This is a genomic window from Pseudorhodoferax sp. Leaf267 (assembly GCF_001422405.1).
Lineage (GTDB): Bacteria > Pseudomonadota > Gammaproteobacteria > Burkholderiales > Burkholderiaceae_C > Pseudorhodoferax.
The window spans coordinates 181,220-195,035 of record NZ_LMMV01000024.1 but is presented as its reverse complement, the minus strand read 5'-3'; the positions used below and the strand labels follow the sequence as shown (position 1 = coordinate 195,035).

Annotated in this window: 8 protein-coding genes; 3 read left to right on the top strand and 5 right to left on the bottom strand. The window is 69.8% G+C overall.

Annotated features, from left to right (window positions below):
- Positions 1 to 3 precede the first annotated feature (3 nt).
- From ASF43_RS24485 to ASF43_RS24470, 4 genes are all read right to left on the bottom strand, one after another.
- Positions 4 to 1,089, bottom strand: coding sequence for an ABC transporter ATP-binding protein (locus ASF43_RS24485; protein WP_056187100.1), 1,086 nt, complete (start codon positions 1,087 to 1,089; stop codon positions 4 to 6).
- 70 nt (positions 1,090 to 1,159) lie between these two features.
- Positions 1,160 to 2,245 carry an ABC transporter ATP-binding protein gene (locus ASF43_RS24480; RefSeq protein ID WP_056187098.1) on the bottom strand — a complete coding sequence of 362 codons (1,086 nt, stop codon included), beginning with the start codon at positions 2,243 to 2,245 and terminating at the stop codon, positions 1,160 to 1,162.
- 21 nt (positions 2,246 to 2,266) lie between these two features.
- The gene (locus ASF43_RS24475; RefSeq protein WP_056187095.1) at positions 2,267 to 4,009 is read right to left on the bottom strand and encodes an iron ABC transporter permease; all 1,743 of its coding nucleotides are present in this window, start codon (positions 4,007 to 4,009) and stop codon (positions 2,267 to 2,269) included.
- 10 nt (positions 4,010 to 4,019) lie between these two features.
- The gene (locus tag ASF43_RS24470; RefSeq protein ID WP_056187092.1) at positions 4,020 to 5,348 is read right to left on the bottom strand and encodes an ABC transporter substrate-binding protein; all 1,329 of its coding nucleotides are present in this window, start codon (positions 5,346 to 5,348) and stop codon (positions 4,020 to 4,022) included.
- Positions 5,349 to 5,563: 215 nt separating this feature from the next.
- On the opposite strand from ASF43_RS24470, the gene ASF43_RS24465 reads away from it, so the two are divergent.
- The 3 genes from ASF43_RS24465 (at position 5,564) to ASF43_RS24455 (ending at position 12,079) form a co-directional block, all read left to right on the top strand.
- Positions 5,564 to 10,309 (top strand): cadherin domain-containing protein, encoded by a 4,746-nt coding sequence (locus tag ASF43_RS24465; protein WP_056187090.1) that lies wholly within the window; start codon positions 5,564 to 5,566, stop codon positions 10,307 to 10,309.
- Positions 10,310 to 10,379: 70 nt separating this feature from the next.
- Positions 10,380 to 11,648 carry an amidohydrolase/deacetylase family metallohydrolase gene (locus tag ASF43_RS24460; protein ID WP_056187087.1) on the top strand — a complete coding sequence of 423 codons (1,269 nt, stop codon included), beginning with the start codon at positions 10,380 to 10,382 and terminating at the stop codon, positions 11,646 to 11,648.
- Between the two features lie 26 nt (positions 11,649 to 11,674).
- A complete protein-coding gene (locus ASF43_RS24455; protein ID WP_082498145.1) occupies positions 11,675 to 12,079 on the top strand; it encodes a septal ring lytic transglycosylase RlpA family protein in 405 nt (134 codons plus the stop codon).
- 81 nt (positions 12,080 to 12,160) lie between these two features.
- Here the strand turns inward: ASF43_RS24455 and ASF43_RS24450 are convergent, their stop codons facing one another.
- Positions 12,161 to 13,807 carry a long-chain-fatty-acid--CoA ligase gene (locus ASF43_RS24450; protein ID WP_056187081.1) on the bottom strand — a complete coding sequence of 549 codons (1,647 nt, stop codon included), beginning with the start codon at positions 13,805 to 13,807 and terminating at the stop codon, positions 12,161 to 12,163.
- Positions 13,808 to 13,816 lie beyond the last annotated feature (9 nt).

Genomic DNA, 13,816 nt, shown 5'->3' with positions numbered 1-13,816 from the left:
GCTTCAGCCCGCGTACACCCGCACGGCGGACGGATCGATGCCCACCGCCACCTCGCCGCTGACCGGGAAACGCGACAGCCCCGCATGGTGTGGCCGGTCGACCGCCAGACTCTGCTCGCCCACGCGCACGCGGTAGCGCACGAACTCGCCGTGGAACTCCAGCGCCTCCACCCGGCCCGGCAGCTGCACGAAGCGCGCGTCGGGCTGCGCATCGGCCACGTCCAGCCGCACGGTCTGCGGCCGGATCGCCAGCACCGCAGCCGCGCCGTCGGCCAGCACGAGGTCGCTGTCGACCACGGTGTCGCCCCAGCCTGGCACGTCCAGGCCGATGGCGCCGCCGCGCGTCCAGCGCACGCTGCAGGCGAGCAGGTTCATGGTGCCCACGAAGCCGGCGACGAAGGGCGTGGCCGGGTAGTCGTACAGCGCGGTCGGCGTGCCGACCTGCTGCAGCCGGCCCTGGTCCAGCACCGCGATGCGGTCGGCGCTGGTCATCGCCTCTTCCTGGTCGTGCGTGACGAAGATGGTGGTCAGCCCCAAGCGCCGCTGCAGCGCCAGCAGCTCCTGGCGCATCTGCACACGCAGCGAACGCTCCAGGTTGGACAGCGGCTCGTCCAGCAGCAGCACCTCGGGCTCGGTGACCAGCGTGCGCGCCAGCGCCACGCGCTGCTGCTGCCCGCCGGACAGCTGGCCAGGGCTGCGGTGGGCCAGGCTGCCCAACCCGACCAGGTCCAGCACCTGCGCCACGCGCTGCGCGACCTCGCGCCGCGGCACACCGGCCTCCACCAGCCCGAAGGCCACGTTGTCGCGCACGTCCAGGTGCGGCCACAGCGCGTAGTTCTGGAACACCATGCCCACGCGACGGGCCCAGGCCGGCTCGTCGGTGCGCTCGCGTCCGCCGATGAACAAGCGGCCGGACTGGTGGCGCAGGAACCCGGCGATCACACGCAACAGCGTGGTCTTGCCCGAACCGGACGGCCCCAGCAGGGCGAAGAACTCGCCCGGCTCGACGTCCAGTGTCACGCCATCGAGGACGGGAACGGGGCCGTACGCCAGCCGCAGCTGTTCGCACCGCACACTGACTCTGTTCATCCTGCTCGACCCACCCGCTCTTTGGAAAGCCGGCGACGATACACAGGCTCTTGATCGCTTTTCGCGCGAATCAAATGGGCAACAGGCGCGCCTGGCTTCGCTCCAGGCCGATGCCGACCGAGCTGCCGGCCGCAAAGCGGTCCACGCCGCGGTGGTGCGGCTGGTCTACCGACAGCGACTGCGTGCCCACGCGCACCTGGTAGCGCGTGGCCTCGCCCAGGAATTCGCTGGCCTCGACCACGCCGCGCATCCACAGGTGGCGCGCGTCCCCGGCCGGGGGCGCGCCGTCGATCTGCAGCGCGTGCGGGCGGAAGCTCAGCACCGCGCGGCCACGCACCGGCGCGCCCGCGGTGGCCGGCAGCTGCACCAGGCCCACGCCGTCCAGGTCGAGCGTCAGCTGCTGGCCCTCGTGCGACTGCACGGTGCCGGGCAGCAGGTTCATGGTGCCGACGAAGCTGGCCACGAACTCGTTGACCGGGTGGTCGTACAGCTCGCGCGGGCTGCCGACCTGCTGCACCACGCCCTTGTCCAGCACCGCCATGCGGTCGGCCGTGGTCATGGCCTCTTCCTGGTCGTGTGTGACGAAGATCGTGGTGATGCCCAGGCGCCGCTGCAGCGCCAGCAGCTCCTGGCGCATCTGCACGCGCAGCGACTTGTCCAGGTTGGACAGCGGCTCGTCCAGCAGCAGCACCTGCGGCTCGATGACGATGGTGCGCGCCAGCGCCACGCGCTGCTGCTGCCCGCCGGACAACTGGCCCGGCCGGCGCTGGGCGAAGCGTTCCAGCCCCACGGTGGCGAGGGCCTGCTCCACCTTGCGCGCCTGCTCGGCCTTGGGCACGCGGCGCTCCACCAGGCCGAAGGCCACGTTGTCCCACACCGTCAGGTGCGGCCACAGCGCATAGCTCTGGAACACCATGCCGACGTTGCGCTCCCAGGGCGGCATCCCGGTCACGTCGCGGCCATCGATCAGCAGCTCGCCGTGCTGGTGCTGGTTGAAGCCGGCGATCAGCCGCAGCAGCGTGGACTTGCCCGAGCCCGAGGGCCCCAGCAGCGCGAAGAACTCGCCGGGCTGGATGTCGACGTTGATGTTCTTCAAGACTTCGTTGTTGCCATAGGCCAGCCGGATGCCCCGGCACTGGACGCTGTTCTTCTTCATGGTGGATCTCCGGTGGGATGGTCAGGTACGCGCTGGCGCGGCAGCGATGGGCAAGGCTGGCAGCTCTTCGTCCACCGGCCGCTGCTGCAGCCGGCTGCCGGTGCGCTCGACGATCACGTGCGAGGCGTAGGTGCCCAGCGCCACCACGGCGATGGCCAGCACGCCCAGCGCGGCGCCGGGGCCGCGGCCGGCGATGCTCTGCATGTACAGGTAGATGCCGTAGCTCATCGGCGCCTGCGACTGCGAGGAAGTCAGGAGGATGGTGGCCGACAGCTCCACCGCCGCCGTGATGAAGCTGGTGACGAAGCCCGCCAGGATGCCGCCGGCCATCAGCGGCACCACCACGCGCTGGATGGTGCGCATCTTGGTCGCGCCCAGGCTCTCGGCGGCCTCCTCCAGCGAGATGTGCACCTGCTGCAGCGCCGCCACGCAGGACCGCAGCGCATACGGCAGGCGCCGCACCGCGTAGGCGATCATGATGATGAACCAAGTGCTGGTGACCATCACGTCGGTGCCCGGCACCACCACGCCCCTGAAGAAGCGCAGGTAGCCGATGGCCAGCACCAGGCCCGGCACGGCCAGCGCGGCGGTGGCGATCCAGTCCAGCCACTGGCGGGCGGGCAGCCGGGTGCGCATGATCAGGTAGGCGATGGTGGTGCCCAGCAGCACGTCGATGCCGGCCGCGATGCCGCAGTACAGCAGCGTGTTGCCGACCATGCCGCCGGCATCCTGGAACACGGTCGCGTAGTGGGCCAGCGTGTAGGCGTCGGGCAGCGGCGCGAAGCTCCAGACCTTGGCGAACGACAGCAGCAGCACGCCGATGTGCGGCGACAGCGTCAAGAGCAGGATGAAGCCGATCCAGGCATAGGCCGCCAGCGAGCCGATGGGCGTGAGCCTGCGGCGCTGGATGGCGCCGCCGCCCTTTTGCGTGGTGGCGTAGTCCTTGCCCTTGAGCACGCGCGCCGACAAGGCCATGGCCGCGATCGAGAACACGATCATCAGCACGCTGGTCACGTAGCCCAGCGGGTCGTCGATGCCGACCTGCGTGATGCGCAGGTAGGCCTGCGGCGCCAGCATGTTGGTGGTGCCCAGCACCAGCGGCGTGCCCAGGTCGTCGAACACCTTCACGAACACCAGCGAGGCGCCGGCCACGAAGCCCGGCATGGCCAGCGGGAAGATCACGCGGCGGAACAGCCGCCAGCCGCGGCAGCCCAGGTTCAGCGCCGCCTCTTCCATGGCGCCGTCGATGTTGCGCAGCGCCAGCGTCAGGTTCATCAGGATGAACGGGAAGTAGTGCAGCGCCTCGACGAAGATCACGCCGTTGAGCCCCTCCATGATGGGCACGGTGAAGCCCAGGTGCTGCTCCAGCAGCAGGTTCACGGTGCCCGAGCGGCCGAAGATCAGCTGCATGGCCACCGCGCCGACGAAGGGCGGCATGATCAGCGGCAGCACGCCCAGCGTCTGGATCAACAGCGCGCCGCGGAACTCGAAGCGCACCGTGAAGTAGGCCAGCGGCACGGCGATCAGCGCCGCGGCGATGGTGGCCATCGTCGCCACGTACAGGCTGTTGGTGAAGGCCTCGGTCATCAGCGGCTGGTGGAAGAAGGCCGCGAAGTGGCCCAGCGTCAGGCTGCCGTCGGCGTTGACGAAGGCAGAGAAGAACACCCAGGCCACGGGCAGCACCAGGAACAGCAGCAGGAAGGCCAGCACCAGGCCGGCCGCCAGCCAGGCGCCGGGCCGGGCCGATGCGAACAGACGGTTCATCGCTTGATCCTCATTTGGCCAGCGCGCGGGCTTCGTCGGCCAGCTGTTTGGCCTGGCGGTAGTTCTCCAGCGCCTTGGTGTTCCAGCTGCTTTCGGTGGCCGTGACTTCCTTGTTGGTGTCGGCGTTCTTCTTGTTGGAGGTGAACAGGTTCAGGAACGTCGCGTCCTTGGCCATGGCCTCGCTGACCGGCGGCGTGAAGGCCAGCTCGCGCGCGCGCTGCAGCCGCGCCGCGCCGTCGGCGTTGGGCCGGGCCGCCAGCGCCGCATCGGCCTGGTGGATGGCCGCCGAGGCGGCCTGCAGTTCCTTGTGGCGGAAGGTGATGGCCTGGTCGAACAGGGCCGTCACCAGGTAGTAGCGCGCGGCCGACAGGTCGGCGTCGAACTTGACCTTGGCGCGCTTGGCGACCTCGAAGGCATTGGGGTAGCCGGCCGGCATCTTCATCTGGTCCGGCGGCAGCACCGGCAGGCGCGCCAGCTGCGGCAGTGTCAGCAGCTCCTGGCCCTCCCTGGACAGCGCGAAGCTGATGAAGCGCCTGGCCTCGCCCGGGTTCTTGCCGCCGGCCACCAGCGCGATGTTGGCCGGCACCACGGCCGTGACCGAGGGATAGGCGAACTCCACCGGGAAGCCCGAGAACTTGCCCGACAGGCCGAAGAAGTCGATCACCAGGCCGATGCCGAACTGCCCGTTGTTCACGCCGTCCGGCACGCCGAAGCTGCGCTCGGTGATGGCCGACGAATTGCCCGCGATCTGCATCAGCTGGCGCCAGCCCTTGTCCCAGCCCTCGCCCTGCAGGATGGCCTCGACCGTCAAGTGGGTGGTGCCCGAGCGCGAGGGCGAGCTCAGCGCCACATGGCTGTGGTAGACGGGTTTGGTCAGGTCGGCCCATTCGGCCGGGGCCGGCAGCTTCTTGGCCGCCAGGTAGCGCGTGTTCCACATCAGGCCGTAGCCGCCCAGGGCCTGGCCCAGGTACAGGCCGTCGGGGTCGTTGATCGGGTAGCCGGCGATGTCCTTGGGCGCGGCCGGGTTGGCCAGGTCGGCGATGCGTTCCAGCAGCCTGGCCTTGCCCAGCACTTCGAAGGCGTCGGGCGCCGAGGCCCAGAAGATCTCGGGCCGCTGGCCGGCGCTGAGTTCGCGCACATAGGCCACGCCGGCGGTCGTGCTCTTGTTCAGGATTTCGAGCTTGATGTCGGGGTTGGCCTTCTCGAACGCGGTCTTGTAAGCCTGCGTGAGTTCCTTGGGGAACGAGGTCACGACCGAGACGGTGCCGGCTTGCGCCAGCGTGGCGAGCAGTGCAGCGGCCAGGACGGCGGCGGGGCGAAGAGGCGAGGGGAAGGTCATGAGGTCTCCGGTGCGATGGATCGGCCGGCGCATGTTCTTCGAGGGGTACGACGAGCGTCCAATCAGACTTTGTGATGCGGCACATCAACGCCAGCCGCTCGGCAGGAGCCTGCGCGCGCACGCCTGCGTTCTGATCCGGCGCATCAGAAATGCTGATTGGATTTCGCAGGGTGGGCTGCATACGCTCGGCGCCACCCTGACTGCTGGAGACAAGCATGAAACTCGATCGGCGCCTGCTGCTGTGCATGGCCGCGCTGGGCCTTTGCAGCCACCTCACCTGGGCCAAGGAGCCGGCCCCTAACAGCGACGACATCCTGATGCAGCGCTTCGACGCTGCTGGCGTCAAGCTCGGCAGCGAGACCGTGGTCAACACCGTGACGGCCGGCCAGCAACGGCGCGCCGACATCGCGATGGATGCCCAAGGCAACTTCGTCGTCGTCTGGGTCGGCAACGGCCCGGGCGACAGCAACGGTGTCTTCATGCGCCGCTTCAATGCGGCAGGCTCTGCTCTGGGTGACGAAGTTCTCGTCAATACGACGACTGCGGGGGACCAGAACGAAGTCAGAGTGGGCATGCACGATGACGGACGTTTTGCGATCGCGTGGACGGACTACATCGGACGCGTGGGCACCGATGGCACGTTCGGCGCCGGGCCGGGCAACGTCACGGGCGTCGTGGTGGAAAGCCAGAACAACCAGATCGGCGGAAGGGGCGCGGGCGAGGCCAATGTGATCGCCGGCCAAAGCGGCGCGGGCGTCGCCATCCTTTCGGGCACCGGCAACACGGTGCTGGGCAACAGCATCCACTCCAACGGCGGCCTGGGCATCGACCTCGGCGCCATCGGGGTGACCCTGAACGACGCGGCGCCGGATGGGGACAGCGGCGCCAACAACCTGCAGAACTTCCCGGAGCTGACGCGGGCTCTCGTCACGGGTCCCAACAGCGTGGAAGTGGCGGGCACGTTGGACAGCGAGAGCCTGGGCTATTACTGGATCGAGCTATTCGTCTCTCCGACCGCCGATGCCAGCGGCAACGGCGAAGGCCAAACGTACCTGGACGCCTTCGGCATGCGGGCCGATGGATCGGGTCGGCTCAGTTTCTCGCGCACGATCAACGCTGCCGTGCCTGTCGGCTACGTGGTAACGGCCACCGCCACGCAGAGCAACAGCGGCTACACCGCCTTCACCAACACCTCGGAGTTCTCCGCAGCGGTGACAGCGCAGCCTCCGGTACCGCAGAACACGGTGCCCGGTGCAAAGACCTTCTTCGAAGACACACCTTCGGACTTCACCGGCCTGTCGGTGGCGCACAGCGACTCCTCGGTGACCACCATCACCACCCGCCTGTCGGTGCTCAACGGCCGGCTGAACGTGACGCTGAGCGGTGGCGTCACCATCTCGGCCGGCGCCAACGCCAGCGCCAGCCTCACGCTCAGCGGCAGCCTGAGTGCGGTGCGCACCGTGCTGGGCACGCTGCGCTACCAGGGCGCCCTGAACTTCAGCGGCGCGGACACGCTGACCATGCGCTCCACCGATGCGGCGTCGCGCGTGGACGAGGACACCGTGGCCATCACGGTCACCCAGGTCAACGATGCGCCCAGCGGCGTCAACACCACGGTCACCACGGACGAGGACAAGACGTACGAGTTCAAGGTGGCCGACTTCGCCTTCACCGATGTGGAAGGCCACGGTCTGCGGGCCGTGACGATCACTGCGGTACCCCTGGCCGGCAGCCTCACGCTCAATGGCACGGCCGTGACGGCGAACCAGACCATCGGCGTGGCGGACATCAACGCCGGGCTGCTGCGCTTCAAGCCCGCGGACAACGCCAGCGGCACGGGCTACGCCAGCTTCAACTTCCTGGTGCAGGACAACGGCGGCACTGCCAACAGCGGGGCCGACACCGATTCCACGCCCAATACCCTGACCATCGACGTCACCGCCGTCAACGACCCGCCCAGCGGCACGAACAGCACCGTGTCCGCAACGGAAGACACGGCCTATGTGCTCACGGCAGCCAACTTCGGCTTCAACGACACGGATGACCGCAACAACGTCTACGAGGTGACGGTGCTGGCCAGCGATGGCACCCGCACCGACAGCCAGGCGCTGCAGATCACGGTGACCAACCTGCCCGAGGCGCCCACCGGCGGCCCGGTGGTCACCGGCAGCGCGGTGCAGGGCCAGACGCTGAGCGCGGGCACCGGCACCATCGCCGACGGCGACGGACTGGGCCCGTTCAGCTTCCAGTGGCTGCGCGACAACGACGCCATTGCCGGGGCCACCGGCGCGAGCTACACGCTGGGCCAGGCCGACGTGGCGCGCAACATCCGCGTGCGCGTGTCCTGGACGGACGGTGGTGGCACCCAGGAGGCGCTGGTCAGCCCCGCGGTGGGCCCGGTGGCCAATGTGAACGATGCGCCCACCGGCTTGCCGACCATCACCGGCACGCCCACCGAGGACCAGACGCTGACGGTGAACACCACCGCCATCGGCGACGCGGACGGGCTGGGCACCCTCTCCTACCAGTGGGTGCGCGGCGGCACGGACATCGACGGGGCCACCGGCACCAGCTACCAACTGGTCGATGCGGATGTAGGGCAGCCGGTCAGCGTGCGCGTGTCCTGGCGGGACGGGTTCGGCACGGCCGAGTCGCTGCCCAGCGCGGCGGTGGGGCCGGTGGCCAACGTCAACGATGCGCCGACCGGCGCGCCGGTGGTCGCCGGCACTCCCCGGGAGGGAGAGACCCTCGTTGCCAATGTTGCCGCCATCGCCGATGCCGACGGCCTGGGCACCTTCTCCTACCAGTGGCTGCGCGACAACGTGGCCATCGCCGGGGCCACCGACGACGCGTACACGCTGGGCGATGCGGACGTCGGCGCGCTGATCAGCGTGCGCGCGCGCTACACCGACGGCCACGGCACGCCGGAGAGCCTGACCAGCGTGGCCGTCGGCCGGGTGGCCAACGTCAACGACACGCCCACGGGCGCGCCCGCCATCCTGGGCACGCCGACGCAGGGGCAGACCCTGCCCGAGGGCGCCGCCACCGGCACGACGGTCGGCATCACGGCTTGGGCGGTCGATGCAGACGGCACAACCAACACAGTGCGTTATGCGCTGTTGGACGATGCGGGCGGGCGCTTCGCCATCGATGCCGCAAGCGGCGTGGTGACGGTGGCCAATGGCAGGCTGCTGGACTTCGAGGCAGGGGCGCCGGCCCACGGCATCACGGTACGCGCCACCAGCGAGGACGGCTCGTCGACGACGCTGGACTTCACCATCACGCTCTCCGACGTCAACGAGGACGGGGTCGGCGAGGTGACGAACCTGCAGCCCCCTCCCCCGGCCCTGCCGGAGAACCCACGCAACGGCACGCCCGTGGGCATCACGGCGCATGCGGTCGACCCCGACGGCACCAACAGCACCGTGCGCTACACGCTGACCGACGATGCCGGTGGCCGCTTCACCATCGACCCGGTGACCGGCGAGGTGACGGTGGCCGACGGCAGCCGGCTGGACTTCGAGGATGCCCCCAGCCACCAGATCACCGTGCGCGCCGACTCGGCCGACGGCTCGTTCTCCACGGCGGGCTTCACCATCGCGCTGGCCGACTCGAACGAGCACGCGCTCGGGCCGCTCACCGATGCAGACCCGGCAGCGGACACGGTGCCCGAGGGCGCCGCCACTGGCACGCCGGTGGGCATCACGGCGCAGGCGGTCGATGCGGACGGCACAACCAACACGGTGCGTTATGCGCTGCTGAACGATGCGGGCGGGCGCTTTGCCATCGATGCCGCCAGCGGCGTGGTGACGGTGGCCAATGGCAGGCTGCTGGACGGCGGCGTGGCCGCCCGCCACGGCATCACCATCCAGGCCATGAGCGCCGATGGCTCGACCAGCACGATGGCCCTCGACGTCGCCGTGGCCCAGCGCCCGCTGCCTGCCGATCTGCCCCCGGTGTTCCCGGCCGACAGCAGCACCGTGGGCGTGCCGCACGAACAGATGCAGGTGAAGACGGTAGCCGCCACCGACCCGATGGACCGCGCACTGACGTACAGCATCGCCGGTGGTGACGATGCCGCGCACTTCGAGATCGACGCGGCCACGGGCGCGTTGCGCTTCGCGGCCCCGCCGCGCTACGACCTGCCGCGCGACGCCGGGCGCGACAACCGCTACGAGGTGCTGGTGCGCGCCAGCAACGGAACGCTGTCCGCAACCCACATGGTCTATGTGCAGGTGCAGCCCCTGGACATCGAGCTCCCCGGCGACCCGCTTGGGCCGGGCGTGCCGCCCGATGCCATCGTGCTGGCGCCGGTGGCACCTGTGGTGGCCGGGCCGGGCAGCCCGCTGCAGGCCGTGCGCCCGCCGCCCCTGCTGGGCGCGGGTGGTGCATCGACCAGGCTGGCCGAGCCCGGTGGTGCGGACGGCACCGGCACACGTGCCGGCCAGGACGGCGCCCCGGGCACCGTGCCGGCGCCGGCGGTGGCGGCCGGCTCCGTCTTCGATGCCGTGCTGCGCGCCTCGGGCGTGCAGCGCATGGACTGGGCCAGCGTGCACAGCAGCCGGCTGCACCAGGCGCGGCCGGACGACACGTTGACGTTGATGCTGCGCCTCTTGTCCAACCCCAGCGGCCCTGCGCAGGCCATCGGTGGCGGCAGCGCTGCAGGCGCGAAGATCACGGCAGGCGAGCCGCTCACCCACAGCGGCAGCGGATCGGGTACGGCCGTGCAACTCGACGCCGTGCTGATCGGCGGCGTGGCGATCACGCTGGGCGCGGCATTCTGGGCCAGCCGCGGCAGCGCGCTGGTGGCCAGCCTGCTGGCCGCTTCGCCCGCCTGGGCGAGCTTCGATCCGCTGCCTGTGCTGACCCGCCGCGAGCGTCGCCGCATCAAGGCAGACACGCCACCTGCCCGAGAGCTCGGCAGCCTGCCTGGCCAGGCTGCGGGCCCGGCCGTCCCCTAAACTCGCGCAGCTGCCCCCAGGCGGCACGCCGCGGGCACCGCCCCTGTGCGAACAACGAGGAGACACCGCCATGCTGACGCGCCGCCATCTTCTGGCTTCTTCCGTGGCCGCCGCCACGCTGCCCGCCACCGCCCTCGCCGCCATGGGGCCGAACGACAAGTTCGACCTGCTGGTGCGCAACGCCAACCTGCTGGACCCGAGCCAGAAGCTGGCGGGCGCGCGCGACATCGGCATCCGCCACGGGCTGGTGGCCGCCGTGGAGCCCAGCATCGCCCCCGAACGCGCGCAGCGCGTGCTGGACGCCGGCGGCAAGCTGGTCACGCCCGGCCTGATCGACCTGCATGCGCACAGCTACCCCTACGGCTCGGCCATCGGCATCCCGGCCGACGAACTCGTGGCGCTGCAAAGCACCACCACCGTGGTCTCGGCCGGCGACGCGGGCGCCAACAACTTCGCCGCTTTCCGCCGCTTCGTCGTGCCGGGCTCGCGCACACGGCAATTCGCTTTCGTGCACATCGGCATCGTGGGCCTGGCCGGCTTTCCGGTGCCCGAGCTGTTCAACATCGACTACGCCCGGCCCGAAGCTGCGGCCCGCGTGATCGCCGAGAACGCCGACATCGTGCTGGGCGTGAAGGTGCGCATGAGCGAGAACGTGATCGCGCGCCATGGGCTGGAGCCGCTCCGGCGCGCCATCGCAGCCTGCGAGATGGCCGGCGTGCCGGCCAGGCTCATGGTGCACATCGGCGGGGTGTCCGAGAAGGCGCTGATGTCGCAGATCCTGGACCTGCTGCGCCCCGGCGACGTGCTCACGCACTGCTATTCCGGCGCACTCAACGCGGCAGGCGAAGGCACGAACATCGTGCAGGACGGCAAGCTGCTGCCCGCGGCACTGGCTGCCAAGCAGCGCGGCGTGGTGTTCGATGTGGGCCATGGCGGCGGCAGCTTCGACTACCGCATCGCCGAAGCCGCCATCGCCCAGGGCTGCCCGCCGGACACGATCTCGTCGGACATCCACGCCTTCTCGGGCAATACGCCGGGCATGCCCTTCATGCCCTGGGTCATGAGCAAGATGATCGGCCTGGGCTTCGCGCTGCCCGAGGTCGTGGCCATGTCCACCGTGGCGCCGGCCCGCATCATCGGCCGCATTCCCCGGCACGGCACGCTGCAGCTCGGCGCGCCAGCCGATCTGTCGCTGCTCGATGTGGTCGAGGGGCCGGTGGAGTTCGTCGACACCATGGGCAACAAGCGCCAGGGCCAGATGCACCTGAAGCCGGCCGGCACCATCGTGGCCGGCGTGGTGTTCGGGCGGCCCTACCAGTCGCCGTTCAGCGTGCGCTGAGGGCTCTGTTGAGACCGCTGTCTCGCATGCCGATGCGTCTCGCTGCCATCGCCACCGTGTTCCTGCTCCTCTTCGCGTGGGCGCTGCCCGCTCGGGCCGAGGAGCCGGCCGCCGCCCCATCGGCGACGCCCCATGTCCAGCACGGCCGGCTCAGCTACTACAGCCACAAGCTCGCCGGCCGAAAGACGGCCAGCGGCGAGCCCTTCGACCCGCAGGCGCTCACGATGGCACACAAGACGCTGCCCTTCGGCACGCTGGTGCGCGTGACCAACCCGCGCAACCAGCGCAGCGTGGTCGTGCGCGTGAACGACCGCGGGCCCTGGTCGCCATGGCGCGTGGGCGACGTGTCGCTGGCGGCGGCGCGGGAGCTGGGCATCACGGCCCGTGGCGTGGTGGATGCGCGGCTGGAAGTGGTGGCGACGGCGGAGTGAATGGACTCGGCCCACGGCGCTGCGATCCGGCCGGCGCCCTGACGTCAGCGCAGCAAACCTGAGCTGGCGCGGCGCAGGGGCTCAATCCGCCAACTTGTAATCCTTGAACTGCTGCCGCAACTGCGTCTTCAGCAGTTTGCCCGTCGCCGTATGGGGCAGGCTGTCCACGAAGGCCACGTCATCCGGCAGCCACCACTTCACGATGCGCTGCTCCAGGTGGTCGAGCACGCTTTGCCGGTCCACCTCGGCGCCGGGCCGCTTGACGATGATCAGCAGCGGGCGCTCCTGCCACTTGGGGTGCGGCAGGCCGATCACGGCGGCCTCGGCCACGCCGGGGTGGCTCATGGCGGCGTTCTCCACGTCGATGGACGAGATCCATTCGCCGCCGGACTTGATGACGTCCTTGGCCCTGTCCACCAGTTGCAGGAAGCCGTCGGTGTCGATGGTGGCCACGTCGCCGGTGGTGAAGAACCCCTCCTCGTCGATGGGCGAGCCGCCCTCGCCTTTGAAGTAGCCGCTGGCGATCCACGGGCCGCGCACGCGCAGGTGGCCTGAGGATTGCCCGTCCCAGGGCTGCACGGTGCCGTCGTCGCTCACGAGCTTCAGGTCCACGCCCCAGACGCCGCGGCCCTGCTTGAGCTTGACCTTGACGAGTTCCTCAGCGTCCATGCCGTCGTGCTTGGGCAGCAACTTGCTGATCACGCCGATGGGGCTGGTCTCGGTCATGCCCCAGCCCTGCGTGACCTCGGCGCCGAATTGGTTCTCGAAGCGCTCCAGCATGGCGCGCGGCACGGCGGCGCCGCCGATGCCGATGCGCTTGATGCCCAGCTTCTTCGGATCGATGTCGGGGTGGGCGTCCAGGTACTGGAACAACATAAGCCAGACCGTGGGCACGCCCTGCGAGAACGTCACCTTTTCGTCGCGCATCAACGTGTAGACGCTCTGCCCGTCCAGGTGCGGGCCGGGCAGCACGAGGCGGCAGCCGACCATGGCCGCCGCATACGGCGTGCCCCAGGCGTTGGCGTGGAACATGGGCACGATCAGCATCACGGTCTCGCGCGAGCTGACGCCGAAGGTGTCGGGCGCCAGCTCCATCAGCGTGTGCAGCATGGTGGAGCGGTGCGAGTACAGCACGCCCTTGGGGTTGCCCGTGGTGCCCGAGGTGTAGCACAGCGACGAGGCCGTGCGCTCGTCGAACTCGGGCCAGGTGGTGGCGTCGCTCGCGCCGCCGATCAGGTCGTCCCAGCAGTGCAGGTTGGGCACGTCGATCTGGGGCATGGCCTCGCGCGTGCACATGCAGACGAAGGCCTTCACGGTCTTGAACTTGCTGGCCAGCTTCTCCACCAGCGGCGCGAAGCTGGTGTCGAAGAACATCACCTGGTCTTCGGCGTGGTTCACGATGTAGTCGATCTGCTCGGGGAACAGCCGCGGGTTCACCGTGTGCAGCACGGCGCCCGAGCCCGAGACGCCGAAGTACAGCGCCAAATGGCGGTAGCTGTTCCAGGCCAGCGTGCCCACGCGCTGGCCGCGCTCGATGCCGAGCTTGTGCAAGGCATTGGCCACGCGGCAGGCCTCGCTGCGCACGCCGGCCCAGTCGGTGCGGTGCACGCCGCCCTCGGGCAGGCGCGAGACGATCTCGGCTTTGGGGTGGAAGCGCGCCGCGTGCTCGATCAATGACGAGATGAGCAGCGGGCGGTCCTGCATCAGCCCGTACAGGGTTTCAGCCATGGTTCTTCC